This window comes from Chryseobacterium sp. RR2-3-20, assembly GCF_017808115.1.
In the GTDB taxonomy this organism is placed as follows: domain Bacteria; phylum Bacteroidota; class Bacteroidia; order Flavobacteriales; family Weeksellaceae; genus Chryseobacterium; species Chryseobacterium oryzae.
Window position 1 is genome coordinate 1 of sequence record NZ_JADQBD010000059.1, and the last position, 17,112, is coordinate 17,112.

Annotated in this window: 18 protein-coding genes; 8 read left to right on the top strand and 10 right to left on the bottom strand. The window is 33.8% G+C overall.

Annotated elements, in window-relative coordinates; translation table 11 throughout:
- Window positions 1-57: 57 nt before the first annotated feature.
- Entirely contained in the window at window positions 58-1,578 is a 1,521-nt protein-coding gene (locus IV513_RS12150) for a hypothetical protein (RefSeq protein ID WP_209390834.1), read from the bottom strand.
- A gap of 173 nt (window positions 1,579-1,751) precedes the next feature.
- Here IV513_RS12150 and IV513_RS12155 point away from each other — a divergent pair, with 173 nt between their 5' ends.
- Window positions 1,752-2,123, top strand: coding sequence for a helix-turn-helix domain-containing protein (locus IV513_RS12155; protein ID WP_209390835.1), 372 nt, complete (start codon window positions 1,752-1,754; stop codon window positions 2,121-2,123).
- A gap of 240 nt (window positions 2,124-2,363) precedes the next feature.
- Here the strand turns inward: IV513_RS12155 and IV513_RS12160 are convergent, their stop codons facing one another.
- The 6 genes from IV513_RS12160 to IV513_RS12185 all read right to left on the bottom strand — a co-directional run bounded on the left by IV513_RS12160 (window position 2,364) and on the right by IV513_RS12185 (window position 10,453).
- The gene (locus tag IV513_RS12160) at window positions 2,364-4,100 is read right to left on the bottom strand and encodes an OstA-like protein (RefSeq protein ID WP_209390836.1); all 1,737 of its coding nucleotides are present in this window, start codon (window positions 4,098-4,100) and stop codon (window positions 2,364-2,366) included.
- A gap of 3 nt (window positions 4,101-4,103) precedes the next feature.
- Window positions 4,104-4,577, bottom strand: a complete 474-nt coding sequence (locus IV513_RS12165; RefSeq protein WP_209390837.1) for a Fur family transcriptional regulator — start codon at window positions 4,575-4,577, stop codon at window positions 4,104-4,106.
- Window positions 4,578-4,675: 98 nt separating this feature from the next.
- The gene (locus IV513_RS12170; RefSeq protein WP_209390838.1) at window positions 4,676-6,649 is read right to left on the bottom strand and encodes a KUP/HAK/KT family potassium transporter; all 1,974 of its coding nucleotides are present in this window, start codon (window positions 6,647-6,649) and stop codon (window positions 4,676-4,678) included.
- A gap of 134 nt (window positions 6,650-6,783) precedes the next feature.
- Window positions 6,784-7,764: a pyruvate dehydrogenase complex E1 component subunit beta gene (locus IV513_RS12175; protein ID WP_209390839.1), complete on the bottom strand. Its 981-nt coding sequence runs from the start codon at window positions 7,762-7,764 to the stop codon at window positions 6,784-6,786.
- Between the two features lie 193 nt (window positions 7,765-7,957).
- Complete coding sequence (locus IV513_RS12180; RefSeq protein WP_209390840.1) at window positions 7,958-8,377, bottom strand: DUF2147 domain-containing protein; 420 nt, start codon at window positions 8,375-8,377, stop codon at window positions 7,958-7,960.
- Window positions 8,378-8,524: 147 nt separating this feature from the next.
- Window positions 8,525-10,453: an LTA synthase family protein gene (locus IV513_RS12185; protein ID WP_209390841.1), complete on the bottom strand. Its 1,929-nt coding sequence runs from the start codon at window positions 10,451-10,453 to the stop codon at window positions 8,525-8,527.
- 163 nt (window positions 10,454-10,616) lie between these two features.
- On the opposite strand from IV513_RS12185, the gene IV513_RS12190 reads away from it, so the two are divergent.
- The 5 genes from IV513_RS12190 to IV513_RS12210 all read left to right on the top strand — a co-directional run bounded on the left by IV513_RS12190 (window position 10,617) and on the right by IV513_RS12210 (window position 13,954).
- A complete protein-coding gene (locus IV513_RS12190) occupies window positions 10,617-11,336 on the top strand; it encodes a phosphatidylcholine/phosphatidylserine synthase (protein WP_209390842.1) in 720 nt (239 codons plus the stop codon).
- A 64-nt stretch (window positions 11,337-11,400) separates the two neighbouring features.
- The gene (locus IV513_RS12195) at window positions 11,401-12,165 is read left to right on the top strand and encodes a 3'-5' exonuclease (protein WP_209390843.1); all 765 of its coding nucleotides are present in this window, start codon (window positions 11,401-11,403) and stop codon (window positions 12,163-12,165) included.
- A 3-nt stretch (window positions 12,166-12,168) separates the two neighbouring features.
- Window positions 12,169-12,591 (top strand): DUF2007 domain-containing protein, encoded by a 423-nt coding sequence (locus IV513_RS12200; RefSeq protein ID WP_209390844.1) that lies wholly within the window; start codon window positions 12,169-12,171, stop codon window positions 12,589-12,591.
- Between the two features lie 253 nt (window positions 12,592-12,844).
- Complete coding sequence (locus tag IV513_RS12205) at window positions 12,845-13,450, top strand: fumarylacetoacetate hydrolase family protein (RefSeq protein WP_209390845.1); 606 nt, start codon at window positions 12,845-12,847, stop codon at window positions 13,448-13,450.
- Window positions 13,451-13,516: 66 nt separating this feature from the next.
- Window positions 13,517-13,954 (top strand): universal stress protein, encoded by a 438-nt coding sequence (locus IV513_RS12210; RefSeq protein WP_209390846.1) that lies wholly within the window; start codon window positions 13,517-13,519, stop codon window positions 13,952-13,954.
- A gap of 70 nt (window positions 13,955-14,024) precedes the next feature.
- On the opposite strand, the gene IV513_RS12215 is transcribed toward IV513_RS12210, so the two are convergent.
- Window positions 14,025-14,258: a hypothetical protein gene (locus IV513_RS12215; protein WP_209390847.1), complete on the bottom strand. Its 234-nt coding sequence runs from the start codon at window positions 14,256-14,258 to the stop codon at window positions 14,025-14,027.
- A 42-nt stretch (window positions 14,259-14,300) separates the two neighbouring features.
- Between IV513_RS12215 and IV513_RS12220 the strand changes: the two genes are divergently transcribed.
- Window positions 14,301-15,206, top strand: coding sequence for a DUF6427 family protein (locus IV513_RS12220; protein WP_209390848.1), 906 nt, complete (start codon window positions 14,301-14,303; stop codon window positions 15,204-15,206).
- A 12-nt stretch (window positions 15,207-15,218) separates the two neighbouring features.
- Entirely contained in the window at window positions 15,219-15,803 is a 585-nt protein-coding gene (locus IV513_RS12225; protein WP_209390849.1) for a DUF3109 family protein, read from the top strand.
- Between the two features lie 76 nt (window positions 15,804-15,879).
- Here the strand turns inward: IV513_RS12225 and IV513_RS12230 are convergent, their stop codons facing one another.
- Window positions 15,880-16,551, bottom strand: a complete 672-nt coding sequence (locus tag IV513_RS12230; protein ID WP_209390850.1) for a YiiX/YebB-like N1pC/P60 family cysteine hydrolase — start codon at window positions 16,549-16,551, stop codon at window positions 15,880-15,882.
- On the bottom strand, window positions 16,511-16,966 hold the full coding sequence (locus tag IV513_RS12235) for a DUF1801 domain-containing protein (protein ID WP_209390851.1): 456 nt from the start codon (window positions 16,964-16,966) through the stop codon (window positions 16,511-16,513). Before IV513_RS12235 ends, IV513_RS12230 begins: the two co-directional genes overlap by 41 nt.
- Window positions 16,967-17,112: the final 146 nt, after the last annotated feature.

A 17,112-nucleotide genomic window follows, 5' to 3' on the forward strand; every position in this document is an offset into this window, starting at 1 on the left:
TTGATGATCTGAACTTCTGTAAATTTACTCTGTTTCATTCTCTTCCAAATTTAAAAACTATAATTTTAAATGATCCAGTTTTTGGGGAAGATTACAAAACATGAAGGCATGTATAAGTTCATGTGATAGTATAACAGTCTTCAACAAATTTGATTGGTTTTCAATATCTTGATTAATGATAATATTGTATGAATTACTATTTGTACCTTTAGTTATACCCCATTCATTAACTTGAAGAGATGATTTTATTTCAAAATTTAAGGAAGGCATGTTATTACCATCAAATTTTCGTAACATTTTTTGAAATAAATTATCATTTGTAGCATCTGCTGTAAGCGTTATTTTATTATCTCCTAAGTTTATATCACCTGACATTTTTTGTAAAACACATTTAGTTTTTGTATTTGTAAGTGATGAATCAATTTTTATATTAGTATAATCTAAAAACTGGTTTTTATAATCCTCCCAAGAGAGGTCTGGGTTCTCCAGCAGGTGTTTCACACTCCATATCGCAATGCTTTTCTTCTGCTCGTAATCTAGATGATTTCCCGTAGTGGGATCATAGTACCAAGTGGCAATCTTTTGCAAACGATCTGCTACAAATATCTTGTTGGCATCGGTAAGACCGCCATTCAGCTTAAAATAAGTGTGGATGAAGTAGAATACATAGTGATATTCTGCATTCAGGCTCTGTACATTCTGCGGCTGTGCCTGTATAAACTGGTTTACCTTGTACCAAAACTGAAAATCGGGGTCTGTAATGTCGCCATTGTGGTAGGTAAGATCATAATCATCAAACATCATCGTATTGGTATCTCCACCTCCCGGCGAAAATCCTGTGTCTGGTGGCGGTGTGTTAGTAGATCCCAAATCACCTCCGTTACCACATCCCGGTAAAGACGTTATTGACAAGATTCTTGGAGGCTGTGCCTGGTTTTGTGTCTGCCCATTTGTAAGATAATCACAACTGGTATCACCATATCCATGCTGGGTAGATGCACAGAGACCGTCTTCGTAAGACATCACAAAGCACCCGAAATATGCAGACTGTACTCTTGCCGTAGTAGCAATGCTCAGATTGTTGATGTCATAGATTTTGGTTTTACTTTTAAGATCTACAGAATGCCAATTATTGAAGAGGTCTTTTTCCCTAGCCGAAAGATCATACTGTAGCAAGACTCCTGAAAATGTACTGTCTGTATTTCTTTTCAGCACCAAATTCTCGATGGTGGAAGTGGAAAAGGTTCTTTTCAGAGGGAAGGTGTAGGTTTTTTGTCCGCTTTGGTTTTCTACTACCAATACCTTATCTATTTTTACCACACCGCCGTCTAATACAGAATCTTGTACGCTTCTTGCGTTCAGGTTTTTTCTCTCGGTAAATAAATTTTGTAGTCTGGCAACTTTGTCGAAGAGGGCAAAATCTGAGGTTATCTGCTTCCTGTTCATCATGTAAACCTTATATTGGTCTTTGCCTTGCGGTTTTGTGCCTTGCTCGTAGAGGTCTTCTTGCCTACAGGAATTAAGAGACAGCAAAGCTATCGTCATCAGGCAGAGCCTGAGAAATAAGTTTTTCTTCATAGTCATTTTGTTTTTGAAGTTGTTAAATATATAATTTTTTCATCAATCACAGCAATATGATTGCTATTTTCCAAAAATAGAAACTGTTTTATATCAAACCAACAACCCCCAGTTATAATTTTATAACCTTTAGTTATCAATATAAATTATTTTATATTTGTAAAAAATATTCAATGAGTTTAGGAACAAAACTGAAGCAGCTAAGACAAAATAAAAACTGGTCTCAGGCTGATGTTGCTTATAAATTGGATGTTTCTCAACCAGCATATAACAAATGGGAAACAGATCAAACAAAACCTAGTTTAGATAACTTAGGGAAAATTGCAGAGGCTTTTGAAATAGAAATACAAGATTTATTTGCAAATGAAGGTAACGTAATTATTTCAAATAATACTTTTGAAAACTCAAACATCGTTTACCCTAAAGATTCAACAGTAAATATTCAATCACCAGAATTGTTACAAAGTATTTTGAAAAATCAAGAGCAGATTTCAAAGCTTATGGAAAATCAAAGCAAACTGATAGAGAAGCTTTTGAAGAAGTAACCAAAGGCTAAAAAAAATCATGCGAATGAGTTTATCAATTTATCCGCATCAATTGTATAATTCATCCGTATAACTTTTGAAGTTGATGCGGATGATTTTTTTATACCATTCAATTACCTTATAAAAAGGTACTGAGGTTTTGCATAAAACGTCCGCATCTTTTAATCAAACGTCCGCATCTTTTTGCGCAAAGATGCGGACGTTTTTTTACTAATGACCAAATCGGTTGATTTATTAGTTTTATCTTCTTACTCTCTTAGGTTTCTTAGCTTCTTCTGCAGCTTTCTGCTTATCTATAATTTCCTGAGCCTGATTAAAGAGTGTATCGGCAGATTCGTATTTAATCTCTTCGTAATTGGGAGTGTCAACCAAAATATCCTGCCATTTCCTGATTCTGTCTTTTGTATTCCAGTTAAAATCGGGAAATTTTCTTTTTTCTGGTTCTATTTTACTCATGGGATAAGTAGTTGCGGTAGCACCAATACTGCAAGAAATAATCTGCAACTTTTTTTCTTCGAAAAATGCACCAATAATTCCGCAAGAAGTGAGTGTTATCCCAATTCTTTCCGGTTTTTTAGTAGTTTTATTTTCTTCGTCTGCAAAAGTAATTGCCTGAGCATTCCCAATAACTTTAATCTCTTTAATATCCTTACCTTCGTAGTAAACCGTCATCAGCTTACCTTTTACCTGATTAAATTCGTCTACAAGTGTGAGAGAATCTACTTTACTGATGGCTAAAGCATTCCCTAATACTTTAAGGGAATCTATATTTTCGGTAACGGTATTTAAATATGCTTCAATTTTATCGCCCGTCACCTGTTTTTCTCCACTCCAGAGAATAGGATCTCTAAACATGTGAAAAACACCATCGGTTTCGTTGAAAGCAATAGAATCTGCTCTTCCCTGAGTATTAGATTTATATACTCTTGCCTTGCGGAATGCACGCAGAAAATTTTTCTTTTTCTTAATATCTGCAGAATCGGGACGTTGATAGGAAAGAATTTTTTCTGCCGCAAAATAAATAGAATCTTTTTCTAAAATTTTTACGGCATAGGGACTTTTCGTCATCATAGCAGAATCTTTCTTCTCGAAAATTTCTCCATATCCGCCTTTCATATATCTTTTTTCTAAAGGATCATCAATGGTAACATTTCCAGTGGCTTTTCCGAATCCCGTAAGCTGGTTATAATAAATTTCGTCTCCGGTAAGAATTTTATCATTATAAAAAATCTTAGAGTTTTTGGTAAGAAAAGATTCTTTGGTATTAAGATTATGCGTTCCTTTCTCGGTTACAATTCTGTTTTTAGGATTTTTGTTGTTGGTGATAACTGTGTAACCATTAATATCGACAATACCTGTATTCTGGTTCTGAACTACATTTCTCCCTTCTAATGTATAATCGTTATCGACAATTTTTACATCTCCAGAAAGATCTACAACTCTTGTTGAAAGATAATACGTTGCCGATTTAGTGTACGTAATACTTTTCCCGTCATTGATGGTTCCTCCGGTATTGAAATATGCCTGATTTGCCATCCTGTCGTAATACATTGTCTGTGTTTTAATTACAGTTCCTTTAGGATCTGTAAGCACAACATTTTTTCGGGCAACTCCTTTTTGGGAGTTTCCGTCGTATTCCATTTCGGAAGCGGTAATAACAGAACCATCAGAATTCTGAAGTTTGGTATTCCCAATGGCTTTTACAAAGTTTTCTTCTTCGTAAAAGACCACTTCATCTGCATATAGAATTGATCCCTGATGTTCTAGCTGAACATTTCCTAAAAAATATTGGTTTCCGTCGTATTTTGTATCTTTTTTAATTTCATCGGCGTTGATGATTCGGATTTTGTTATCCGGATTATTTTTAGGCGGCTGATTTTTTACCGGATTCTGCAAATAAGGATCTCGCTTCACAGGTGTATTCTGTGCTATTGCTGCCGAGAAAATCAGCAAAAAAAAGAAAAGGTAAACTCTCATTAATTAGTCATTCTTTGTACCGTAAAAATACAGCGAATGAGAATCAATTTTCACACCAAAAGCAGCTTCTATCGCTTCTTTAATCCCCTGAATTCTTGGATCGCAAAATTCTATAATTTCTTCGATTTCCTTATCCGAATCTTTCTTATAAATCACCAAATGATCGTGTTGTTTATCGAAGTAAGATTTTTCGTATGATGAAGATGTAAGGGTTTTTTCACCAAACTGGTGCTTACGAATAAGACCTGCATCAAGGAAAATTTCTATTGTATTGTAAATAGTTGCTTTAGATACATGATATTTTTTCTGCATCATCAGAAGATACAGATCATCCACATTGAAGTGATGATCCATATTGTAAATTTCTTCTAAAATCGTATATCTTTCCGGTGTGTTACGAAAACCTTTTTCCAAAAGGTAATTGCGTAAAACTTCCTTTATCAGCGTTATATTTTTTTCTTTTTGTAAAGTATCCATTAAAAAATTTATACTACAAATTTATCGATTTTTATTTAAATAAAATATACCACTTCTGAGAGTGTAGAGTGTGTATTTAAATTCTGCGACTATTAAGATTATACCTGTTCTATTCTTTTGACAGGAATTGTTTCTTCCGTAAGTGGTGCAGATTCTACTACTACATTGTGCATGGTAACTCCCCAAGCTTTAAAATCATCACTTCCGATGTACTTCACAAAATTATATAAACTTAAAGTAACTTTCTGTTTTACAGTTAAAAGTATATCGTTAATATACGTATTATCTATAACAACATATTTCAAATCTGGCGGAATATTATGCGCTCTTAATGATGGGTGGCTACTTCTTGAAGGAATTGTGCCTTCCGCCATTAAATCCTTCAGAACCATATTGAAATAATCATTGATTCTTCTGTCAACTTTAAATCCTAAAAGGAAATTGACTTTATAGATAGTTCCCGGCAGAATTTCCTCTACACTGTATTTAAAAGTATAAGGATCTTCCTGATTGATTATGCTTAATATGAAATAATGATCTGCTCTTTTAGGCTGCTTTTTAATGATCGAATAAATGATTTTAGACTCAATCTCATCATTGTATTTTGCTCTGCTTAAATAGGCAAGATTAGTACAGTATTTTGGTATGGTCTCATCAAGCTTCATGTCTTTAATGATAGAAACATATTTACTTATTTTAACGAAATTAATAAACTTCGCTTTTATCTGTCTTCCATTGTACCATGAGTACATGCAAATTCCTATAAAGCCTGCAAGTACCACCGTAATCCAACCTCCATCGAAGAATTTAATAATATTTGCACTAAAGAAACCTAATTCAATTGCACCGTACATTAAAAAGAAACTTAAAACAATAAGTTTATTTACTCTTTTCTTCAGCAACCAGAATGTAAGTAAAATGGTAGTCATAAACATGGTAACTGTTATTGAAAGACCGTAAGCAGCTTCCATCTTATGAGATTCTTTAAAATACAACACAACGATGATGCAGAATAGCAGCAATCCCCAGTTTATTCTTGAAATGTACATTTGCCCTTTTACACCAGAAGGATAATCAATTTTTTGGTTTGGCCATAAATTAAGAGACATCGCTTCAGAGAAAATAGTAAAAGAACCTGTAATTAATGCCTGAGAAGCAATAATTGCCGCAGCTGTTGCCAATACAACTCCAGGAAGAATCATCCATTCCGGCATAATTCCAAAAAAAGGATTTACCCCATTTCCTTGTACAGTTTCGTAATTTTTCAATAACCAAGCTCCTTGTCCTAAATAATTTAAGATAAGCATTAATTTAACGAAAACCCAACTTACGCGTATGTTTTTTGCACCACAATGACCAAGGTCGGAATATAAAGCTTCCGCTCCTGTTGTACATAGAAAAACCGCCCCCAAGATAATAATTGCACTTGGAGAGTTAACAATCAGTTTATAAGCATAATAAGGATTGAAAGATTTTAAAATAGAAAAATCCTGCACCAGATGCAAAACCCCTAAAATCCCCAAAACCAAGAACCAAATTACCATTACAGGACCAAAAAACTTCCCTATAAAGGATGTTCCGAACTGTTGAACGACAAAGATTACAATTAAAATAGCACACGTAATGGGTACAACCGGTGTATGTGGATTGTAAATTTCTAAACCTTCAATTGCTGACATTACAGTAAGTGACGGAGTAATGACCCCATCTGCAACCAAAGCCGATGCTCCGATAATAGCAATGAGGTAAAGCCATCGTTTTTTCAGATTTTTAATGAGCGAAAACAGAGCTAAAATCCCGCCTTCACCTTTATTGTCTGCACGAAGTGCTATAATTACATATTTTAAAGTTGTCTGAAGAGTAAGAGTCCATATAATACAGGAAAGCGCACCTTCTATGTACTCATCAAACGGCATGGTAGCGCCAACTTGCCTTGCATTTACAATCGCTTTCATTACATAGAGCGGTGATGTACCAATATCTCCAAAAACGATTCCTAAAGAAACAAGAACTCCTACAAATGAAAGTTTTTTCAGGTCAAAATGATGACCTCCTTCTGTAACTTCTGCCATTTCAGCTGATTATTTTAAGGCGCAAATTTATATCAAAATAACGAATCCTCAACACATTAGTTATGAATAGTATAAATGAAAAAACTTCCTTTCGGAAGTTTTTTTCTATAATTACGTCAAAATTATTTTGCAAATTACTTTACGTACATTGCTTTCTTTATTTCCTCTTTTACTTTTTCCAATTTCGGGAACCATTCTGCAAACAATACCGCAGAATATGGAGCCGGCGCATCCGGAGTAGTAATTCTCTTGATAGGAGCATCCAGATAGTCGAATGCTTTTTGCTGCACCATATAAGTAATTTCTGAGGATACACATCCAAAAGGCCAAGCTTCTTCAAGAATTACCAGTCTGTTGGTCTTTTTTACTGAAGCTAAAACAGTATCAAAATCTAAAGGACGAACCGTTCTTAAATCGATAACTTCAACAGAAATACCTTCTTTTGCCATATCTTCTGCAGCCTGCATCGCCAATTTCATAATTTTACCGAAAGAAACCAACGTTACATCTGTACCTTCTCTTTTAACATCTGCTTTCCCGATTGGTAAATAGTATTCTTCTTCAGGAATTTCCATTTTATCTCCATACATCTGTTCAGATTCCATGAAAATTACCGGATCGTTATCCTGAATAGCTGTTTTTAATAATCCTTTCGCATCATAAGGGTTTGAAGGAACTACTACTTTAAGACCTGGAATGTTTGCATACCAATTTTCAAAAGCCTGAGAGTGCGTTGCACCCAACTGACCTGCAGAAGCTGTAGGACCACGGAAAACAATCGGACAGTTCCATTGACCACCACTCATCTGACGGATTTTTGCAGCATTGTTTATAATCTGATCGATTCCTACAAGTGCAAAGTTAAACGTCATATACTCTACAATCGGTCTGTTACCATTCATTGCAGCACCAACAGCAATACCTGTAAAACCAAGCTCTGCAATAGGTGTATCGATTACACGTTTATCACCAAACTCGTCCAACATTCCTTTAGAAGCTTTGTAAGCACCATTATATTCTGCTACTTCTTCTCCCATTAGAAAAATAGATTCGTCTTTACGCATTTCCTCGCTCATTGCCTGTGCAATTACCTCACGAAAAGTATATTCTGCCATAGTTATTTGAAAAATTTAGAGTACAAAAATAGTATTTTTTTATTATTTACATAACAAAAAAGACATCGTATTAACAAGCATTGCCGTATTAGTTTTAATTTGAATAAAAATTCTTTACTTATAAAGACATATTTCAAAATAAAAACGGCATTTCCTGAAAAATGCCGTTTTTAAAGTATTGTTGAAGAAATATTTATTTAACCTTCTGCCAAACTTGAGTTCTACCGATTAAAGATAAACCAATATAACCTCTAACATTAAGATTATCCCCGCTTTTTGTAATGGTACACTTATAAATTTTACCAGTTTTAGGATCTGTAATTGTTCCTCCGGTAAATTCTTCTCCGTCTTTTTTCAGTCCTCTAATAACTTCCATCCCTAAGATAGGCTTTCCTTTTCTGTCGTCTTTACAAGATGTACAATTTGGATCACCTGTTTTTATTAATAGCTGAGAAACCTTACCATAATATTTTCCATCAGATTTTTTATAGATTTCTACAATAGATTTTGCCTGTTTTGTTTCATCATCTATGGTTTTCCATTTTCCTTCAATTTGTGCAAAAGATAGTACTCCGAAAAGAGAAAATGCGATTGTGAACAGTAATTTTTTCATATTATAAAGTTTAATTTTGTTATATATTAACCGATTGTTAACTGAGTTAAAAATATAAATTAATTTTAAACAGACCAACATTTTTGCTATTTAAAGCATAAATACTAACACTTTACGATCTATTTATTTTTAAACATTCTTTAAACACTAATTAAGTTTTCTATTAATCACTCTGTTCATATAATCCTGATACCAGGCTTTTGCGAGCTTTTCTCCTTTTTCAATTTCAGGATTTTTAAGCTTATTAATCAGATTATTTTCGAAGCCTAAATCTTCTTTAGAATAAATTCCTGTAATATTTTTACCATCGAATCTGTACATATAATTTCCAATGATAAACTGTTCGGAAGAACCATCAGAGTTTACAATAAGCGGTTGATATTGCTTTTCGCTTACCAAACTTCTGCCCCAGCTTCTTATTTTTTTATTATATCCAATTAAATCTGCCAAAGTCGGGTAAATATCAATCTGTTGAGCCAATTCTTCATCCACTCCTTTAAGATGATAAGCCGGATTAGGACTGTAAAACATTAATGGCACAGCAAAACGGTTCATTGCTTTTTCATACTCAGGATAAGCAATCTGATTGGTATGATCTCCCGTGAATACAAAAATAGTGTTATTGAACCACGGCTGTTTTCTCGCAGTTTCAAAATATTTTTTAATAGAATAATCGGTGTATTGCATTGGCTCGTGTATTTCTACAGTTCCTTTTTTGAATTTTCCGTTATATTTTTCAGGAATTTTGAAAGGATGATGAGAAGATGCCGTGAAAACGGTAGCCATAAATGGAGTTGTTTTCCCTACATTTTTTGCGAAATACTGTAAAAAAGGCTCGTCCCATATTGCCCACATCCCATCAAAATCTTTATCGTTATGATATTCATCTTTGCCATAATAATGTTTAAATCCTAAGATATTTCCGAAACCTAAAAACCCCATCGAACCGTTGGGAGCACCATGATAAAAGGAAGTATCGTATCCCAAATCATTGCAGACCGAAACAATTGACTGTATTTTCTGGTTAGAATAAGGCGAACTGGTAAAGGCATCGGTTAAACTGGGAACTCCAGCCAAAATACTGCTCATCCCGTGAATTGACTGTCTTCCGTTGGCAAAAGCATTGGGGAAAATCAAACTTTCATTTGCAAGACTGTCGATAAAAGGAGTATAAGACACAAAATTTTTGATTTTAGTATCTTTATTAAAGGCTCCGGAATATTCTCTTCCGAAAGATTCCACAATAAAAATTACAATATTGGGTTTGTGGGCAACTTCTCTCTGATATGTTTTGTAGGGAACAATATTTTCGTCAATAAATTTCTCTTCTACAAAATGAACTTCTTTAAAGTTATTGGTATTCAAGGTTCTGATAAATGAGAAGGTAGAATTCAGAACAATATTACCCTGTAAAGGATTTTTTACAAATTTATTGGCATCTACAAGGTTAATTGGTCTTGTACTGTGCTTAAAATCTCCTCGAATTCCGCCAACTATTAAAACCGCAGAAATACACAACGTAATGATAGACAGAACAAAATAAGGAACCAACTTTACAGGTTTTCTTTCGGTAACTTTTACTTTTTTATAAAGAAAAACCCATAAAAACATTAAAACAATAAACCAAATCAATACAAAAGGGTGCTCTGTTACAGAAACAAGGAAAACTTTAAAAATATTGGTTTCATTTTTTGCAACCTGAAAAGCTGCCGAAGTTAATCTTGCCTGAGAAAACTTATAATAAATAAAATCTCCGAAATTCATTGCATAAGCAATTCCGTTCGTTACAAAATAGAGCCAGAATAGAATTTTTTGATAACTTTTTTTCGTATTAATTGCCAGCGGAATAAGACTCAGTAAAATAAATAAAATATTGACATATAAAATTGCAGTAAGATCGAACGCAGTCCCATGAAAAGCCAATCCCAGATAATCTGAAATACTTTCTACCTTGATTAAATTCTTATTGAAAAACCAAAACAGAAGCCTTGCAATCTGATAAAATATAAATGCTAAAAAAATCCTGTAACACAAGATCAGGACTTCCTCTTTTCTGAATTCTTTAAAAAATTTCATTAAAATGTATCGTTATTTTAAAGACGAAAATCATCCACTTCTTTTAAAACAAAAAAAGTCTGACATTCTTTCGCTGTGCAAATTTAAGTTAAATTCAACTGAACTGCATTTTTCCTCCATATTAATTAAGGTTAAAGTTTTTAAAAAATGTAATTTTGCGAATATGAATTTCATTAAAAACAATCTCGCCAACGCCATTACGCTGGGAAATCTTTTTTCTGGCTGCGTAGGTGCAGTACATTTACTTTTAGGTGATTATAAAATAACGGCAATCTGCATTATTCTATCTTTAGTGTTAGATTTTTTCGATGGTTTTGTAGCCAGAGCTTTAAAATCTAATTCTAATTTGGGTGTGCAACTCGACTCTTTGGCAGATATGGTGAGCTTCGGATTTATCCCGGGATTGGCGATGTTTAAAATGCTGGAGCCTTTTGGTAGTGAAGCTTTCGGAATGCCATTTCCTTTTGAAATTAAATATTTCGGATTTCTCATTACTCTTTTTTCCTGTTTGCGATTAGCAATTTTTAATTTGGATGAAGAGCAGAAATATTACTTTAAAGGTTTGAATACGCCTTCCAACACGATTTTGATTTTTGGGATTTACTATTTCCTGAAGGAAAGCTCTTCACCCCGCATTTTTGATTCCGCACTGTTTGAAACGGCATTTATACTATTAACCATTTTATCCTCATGGCTTCTCGTTTCGCCTATTAAAATGATAGCAATGAAATTCAAGTCGATGAAATTGCAGGATAATTATCCCAAATTAGCATTATTAATCGGCTCAATTCTTATTTTGGCACTGTTTAAAATCGCTGGTATTCCTTTAGTGATTATTTATTATATTTTTATTTCAATCGTATTTCAGAAACAACTGAAGTAAAAAATAAAAGACAGAAAATTTCATCTTAAAATTAACCCATTCTCAAATTTTCAAATTAAAAAAAATGAATTTAAAACTATATAAACCTCTCTGCGTATTTGATCTTGAAACTACAGGAACCAACGTGGGAAAAGACAGAATCGTTGAAATATGCATTCTAAAAGTAAACCCCGATGCTTCAAGAGAAAGCAAGACATGGAAAGTAAATCCCGAAATGCCCATCCCAAGAGAATCGAGCGAAATTCACGGAATTTATGACGAAGATGTTAAAGACGCTCCCACTTTCAGAGAAATTGCCCCAAAAATTGTGGAAATGATTTCCGGAAGTGATTTGGGTGGTTTTAATTCTAACCGTTTCGATGTGCCTTTGCTTGCTGAAGAATTGCTTCGTGCTGATTTTGATTTTGATCTGAATAAATTCAAACTGGTAGATGCACAAACTATTTATCATAAAAAAGAGCCTAGAAATCTGGGAGCTGCCTATCAGTTTTATTGCGGACAAACCTTAGAAAATGCCCATTCTGCAGAAGCTGATGTTTTGGCAACTTTTGAAGTTTTGGATGCACAGGTAGGAAAATATGACGATATTCCCAACGAAATTAATGCATTGAGTGAATTTACTTTTCATAATAAAAATGCAGATTTGGCGGGATTTATCGGCGTTAATGATAAAAATATTCCGGTTTTCAACTTCGGGAAGTATAAAGGTCAGTCTGTAAAAGAAGTTTTCAATAAAGATCTTGGATATTACGGATGGCTTCAGAATGCCGATTTCCCTCTTTACACGAAAAAAGTTTTCACGAAAATTCAGCTTACGGCTAAATTTTAAAAAATGAATGATTTAGTAAAGTTCAGATTCTACGAAAATGCATTGCAAGCCAATCGGGATAAGCAGATTCTGGCAGAAAACGGCATCAACGGTTTTATTGCCAATGAGCAGCTTATTCAGTCAGACTGGTTACTGTCTCAGGCTGTGGGCGGAATTCAGCTTCAGGTTTTTAAAGGTGATTTTGATGAGGCAGAGAAAATCCTGAAAGAATATGAGGAAAACGAAAGTTTTGCTCTTGAAGTAGAACACACGATTGAAAATCCGGAGTTTGATTTTGTATGCCCAAAATGTGGCTCAAATCATATTTATCAGGATGAAAAACCGGGTGGCGGCTTTGGTTTGGGAATTTTGATTATCGGAATTCCAATTAAATTTCCAAAAAACTTATATCATTGCTATTACTGTGGAAATGAGTTTAAACATTAAATACAGAATGAAAGGATGATATTTTTCTTTTCATTTCATTAATGGTAAAGCTTAATTTGATGGAGAAATTTCAACATCATGAATTTAATAGCCACGATTGCAGCGGCATCCTTTTCTGAGTGAGGCGGCGGAGCGAAGCGGAGCCGTCCGAGCGAAAAAAAGATACAGCGGAAAGCGTGAAACAGCTCCTAAAACTAAAATTAAAATGAGTGAGTTTAATATATTATTTACTCTCTCGTAAAAAAATAAAATTATGAAAATAATCTGCATAGGAAGAAATTACAGCGAACATGCAAAAGAACTTGGAAATGCCATTCCAGACAAACCTGTTATTTTTATGAAGCCAGATACAGCAGTTTTGAAAGGAAATGATTTTTATATTCCTGAATTTTCAGACGATGTACATTACGAGCTGGAAGTGGTGGTGAAAATTTCTAAAGGTGGAAAGTACATTCAAAAAGAAGCTGCGCATAAACATTATGAGGAAATTGGTCTGGGAATAGATTTTACTGCAAGAGATCTGCAAAGCGATCTGAAAACCAAAGGGTTACCCTGGGAACTTGCGAAAGGTTTTGACGGTTCTGCCGTAGTGGGAAATTTCTTCAAAAAAGAAAATTATAACCTGGAATCTCTCAATTTTTCTCTACTGAAAAACCGAGAAAAAGTACAGAACGGAAATTCAAAGGATATGATTTTCAAGATTGATGATATTATTGCTTTTGTTTCGCAGTACTTTACTTTAAGAGTAGGAGATCTTATTTTTACAGGCACTCCTGAAGGTGTAGGAAAGGTTTCTGAAAATGATATTCTGGAAGCCTATCTTGAAGGTGAGAAAACTCTTGATATCCGAATTTTGTAGAAATAATCTTGCTTTAAGGTGATTTTTTTGCTATCTTTAAAAGACAGAATTACAAATTAAAAGATTATGACTAACATTGTACTTCCCGTAGATTTTGGGGACAAAACAAACCAGCTTGTAGATGGTGCTGTAAAATTTGCAAAACAATTGAATGGGAGAATTTGCCTTATTCATGTAGCTCCTATTGATATTGGTTTTGCCATTGGTGATATGGGGTACCAATACTTTCCGGAAGTTGAAGGAAATGAAATTCGTGGTGAACTGGTACAGCTTAACAAGATTAACCAGAGAATTATTGCTCAGGATGTAGACTGCGAACACATCCTTAGACAAGGTATTGCAAAAGATATTATTCTGGAATATGCCGATACCAAAAATGCAGAATATATCGTAATGGGATCCCACGGAAGAAGCGGTATTTACGATGTTTTTGTAGGCAGTCTTACCAAAGGGCTTACTAAAGATTCTAATATTCCTGTATTGGTATTGCCAATTCACGATTAATATAAATTTAGAGAAGCAAAAAAGACCGATCAAATAAAATTGACCGGTCTTTTTTTATATAACCAATTAATTAACCTTCTTTTTTGTAGATCTTTGGATCGTAGTAAGGGTTCTTACCTTCTGTTGGAGAATAATAGGCTTTGTCTTTATCGCCTCCTAGCGTTACCACAAGTACATAGCACCAGTACGTAAAAAGCACACAGCATACGATAAACAAAATCCAGTTTAATACATTCCCAAAAGTATCGTAAAAACCGAAAGACCATTTGAAAACTCTGCTTAAGAATAGAAAGAAAGACGTCATTATTTTCCTTTTTTAATTTAACTTTGCACAAATTTATAAAAAATGTTTAGATTACTTTCAAAAGAAAGCAATATTTTTTCAATTCCTGTGTATATCGGGTTTCTTCTTTTTATAGTAATACTATTCAACATCCTGAATTTCAACACATACGAAGCAATTATCGCAGGAATTACTTTTGTAGGAATTGCATTGGGATATTTTTGTTTTAATGCCATACAATTAAATTATCAAACTCATCTACCACTTTTCTTATACACATTTTTTATTTTCGGATTGTACAATGGCAATCTTGATATCGGCATTGCCGTTGCCCTGCTTACCAACTCTTTTATCCTACTGCTGCTTACCAGTACAAATGAAGATATCCGTAAAAAATCTTATGTTTTGGTAGGATCTATTGTTGCTCTAAATTTTGTGTTTCTTCCCACAACATGGCCTATGATCTTTTTTGTACTCATTCATCTTATCGTAACTTCCGAAAGAGTGGGACTTAATATTTTCAGATTTCTATTGGGAATGTTGCTTATTGCTATCAGCTACTTTTCTGTAATGTTTTTTCTTCATTTTAATGAATGGAATACCGCTTATATACCGTTTGGAAAAATGAAAATCGTAACAGATTATACTGCTTTATTCCCGCTAATTCCTATTGTACTGATGCTTATTTATTCTGTATACGATCATTTTGTACATTACAACAGCAAAAGCCCGGTCAGCAGATATAAATACACTTTTCTTCTGGTATTTTCATTAGCACAGCTCATTAGTATTATTTTATACATGGACAAGAATTATGAATATCTTCTGCTTCTTGCATTTCCTTCTGCGATTATTCTGAGTAGGATGATGAGATTTTTGCCCAAATACTGGATGAAAGAAACTTGCCTCTGGCTTACTATATTTTGTTTAATAGCTTTTAAAGCAGGAAACCATTTCAATTTATTTTAAAAACAAAGAATTATGATTCAAATAGACGATAAATTAATTTCTGAAGATATTTTTTCTGAAGAATTTGTATGTAACCTTAACAAATGTAAAGGAGCTTGTTGCGTGGAAGGTGATGTGGGAGCACCACTAGACAAAGACGAGCTTGTAATTTTAGACAACATTTACGACAAAATAAAGCCTTATCTTACAGAAGCGGGTATACAAGCTCTTGATGAGCAGGGAACGTGGACCACTGACCCATCTGACGGTATGTATGTAACTCCAATGATTGAAGGTGCTGAATGTGCTTATGTAACATTTGATAAAAACGGAATTACCAAATGCGGAATTGAAAAAGCCTATGAAGACGGTGCCGTAGACTGGCAAAAACCAATTTCCTGTCATCTTTATCCAATTCGGGTAACAGAATATTCTACTTTTACGGCTCTTAACTATCATGAATGGCCTATTTGTAGCGATGCATGTACTTTAGGAAAAGAATTACAGGTTCCGGTATATAAGTTTCTGAAAACACCAATCACCAGAAAATATGGAGAGGACTTCTATAATACGCTGAGTGACGTAGCTGATGAATGGAAAAAAGAATACAGAGAATAAAGCTTCAAAGTATTTACTATATTTTATCAATTTCAAAACAAAAGGCTGCTATTAATTCTTAAAGCAGCCTTTTCATTTATAATTCTCTTATTCTTTCAATCTTTACAGATGCAGCCAATCCATTAGGGTTACAACCAGGCTCTCCTTCGGGTACTTTAAGATTTTTATCTGAATAAAATTTCTCCCAAAAAATATTGGTTTTACCGGTTTTAGGATCTAGAAAAGACATCGGTTCTAAAGTAAAAACATGTTCATTTCTAAAAGCTCTTTCAACAAAATCTGAACAGTAATACGAATTTTCATCTAAAATATAATTGAAATTATATGGCTTTCCCAACATAGAATTAGCACGTTTTATTGCTTCCGGAATACCAGTTTTAAATTCTGGCTTAAGGCGATATAATACCACTTTCTGACCATCGTTTTTCTGTTCTTTTAAAAAATCATTCAATTTTTGTTTCTGAGAACCGCCTTTAGGTGCTGCATGTAGAACAAAAATATCTTTCCCTTCTTTTTCCACAATTCCTACATGATCGAATGAGGCATTTTCAGTTTTTTGGGTAACATTATTTATTGCCCCAGAAAGTCCGTTACTTTTTGCAGTTACAAAAAACAAATCTCCATTTTCTAATCTTGAAGAATAAGAATTTTTACATCCTAAAAAGAGAATAAAAAAAGTGCAGTAAATAAAAAATCTGAATATTTTTCTATTTTTTATAATTGGTTTCATACAAACTGATCCATTCATCTGCAGTCATTTTTTTACTAAGTTCGGCAATAAGTTCAAAAGGAATATCATCCATTTTTTTGAATCGAATACAAGATTTACCCATGTCTAATTTTCTTTTAGAATATTTTGGAAATTCTTCTGTAAACCAATTTAAAAGTTCTGGTTTTGCATAGATACCCATATGATATATTGCAATAAAATTTTTCTGAGAAGCCAAAGAAATAAATGGCAAAGGCAATCCCGGAGTACAGTGATAACCGGAAGGATATTTCTCTAAAGGAACACCCCAACCAACCATTCCGTAGCTGGTATTTTCTTCAAACCCTTTCGGTAGATGATCTCCTATGGTGACAAAAATTTTCCGGAAAACTTCCTGCCTTTCTTCCGGTAACTTCGAGATATACTCATCTATAAAATTAGAAACTGCTTTCATTCACTTTTTTTTCAAAATAACGAAAATTCAATTAAATAATAACTATAAACTCGTAGTGCACTATCAAACGAGATTTATTTTTAGGTTGTTTATATTTCTGTCAAAAATAAATCTATTCAAAAACTGAATAGTTGTAAGGGTTGTAA

Excerpts from the sequence above, each read along its gene's own strand:
- IV513_RS12190 (WP_209390842.1), top strand. The coding sequence starts at position 10,617 with ATGAATTTCATTAAAAACAATCTCGCCAACGCCATTACGCTGGGAAAT.
- IV513_RS12210 (WP_209390846.1), top strand. The coding sequence starts at position 13,517 with ATGACTAACATTGTACTTCCCGTAGATTTTGGGGACAAAACAAACCAG.
- IV513_RS12160 (WP_209390836.1), bottom strand. The coding sequence starts at position 4,100 with ATGAGAGTTTACCTTTTCTTTTTTTTGCTGATTTTCTCGGCAGCAATA.
- IV513_RS12170 (WP_209390838.1), bottom strand. The coding sequence starts at position 6,649 with ATGGCAGAAGTTACAGAAGGAGGTCATCATTTTGACCTGAAAAAACTT.
- IV513_RS12220 (WP_209390848.1), top strand. The coding sequence starts at position 14,301 with ATGTTTAGATTACTTTCAAAAGAAAGCAATATTTTTTCAATTCCTGTG.
- IV513_RS12215 (WP_209390847.1), bottom strand. The coding sequence starts at position 14,258 with ATGACGTCTTTCTTTCTATTCTTAAGCAGAGTTTTCAAATGGTCTTTC.
- IV513_RS12150 (WP_209390834.1), bottom strand. The coding sequence starts at position 1,578 with ATGAAGAAAAACTTATTTCTCAGGCTCTGCCTGATGACGATAGCTTTG.
- IV513_RS12195 (WP_209390843.1), top strand. The coding sequence starts at position 11,401 with ATGAATTTAAAACTATATAAACCTCTCTGCGTATTTGATCTTGAAACT.
- IV513_RS12225 (WP_209390849.1), top strand. The coding sequence starts at position 15,219 with ATGATTCAAATAGACGATAAATTAATTTCTGAAGATATTTTTTCTGAA.
- IV513_RS12205 (WP_209390845.1), top strand. The coding sequence starts at position 12,845 with ATGAAAATAATCTGCATAGGAAGAAATTACAGCGAACATGCAAAAGAA.
- IV513_RS12185 (WP_209390841.1), bottom strand. The coding sequence starts at position 10,453 with ATGAAATTTTTTAAAGAATTCAGAAAAGAGGAAGTCCTGATCTTGTGT.
- IV513_RS12155 (WP_209390835.1), top strand. The coding sequence starts at position 1,752 with ATGAGTTTAGGAACAAAACTGAAGCAGCTAAGACAAAATAAAAACTGG.
- IV513_RS12180 (WP_209390840.1), bottom strand. The coding sequence starts at position 8,377 with ATGAAAAAATTACTGTTCACAATCGCATTTTCTCTTTTCGGAGTACTA.
- IV513_RS12165 (WP_209390837.1), bottom strand. The coding sequence starts at position 4,577 with ATGGATACTTTACAAAAAGAAAAAAATATAACGCTGATAAAGGAAGTT.
- IV513_RS12230 (WP_209390850.1), bottom strand. The coding sequence starts at position 16,551 with ATGAATGGATCAGTTTGTATGAAACCAATTATAAAAAATAGAAAAATA.
- IV513_RS12175 (WP_209390839.1), bottom strand. The coding sequence starts at position 7,764 with ATGGCAGAATATACTTTTCGTGAGGTAATTGCACAGGCAATGAGCGAG.
- IV513_RS12200 (WP_209390844.1), top strand. The coding sequence starts at position 12,169 with ATGAATGATTTAGTAAAGTTCAGATTCTACGAAAATGCATTGCAAGCC.
- IV513_RS12235 (WP_209390851.1), bottom strand. The coding sequence starts at position 16,966 with ATGAAAGCAGTTTCTAATTTTATAGATGAGTATATCTCGAAGTTACCG.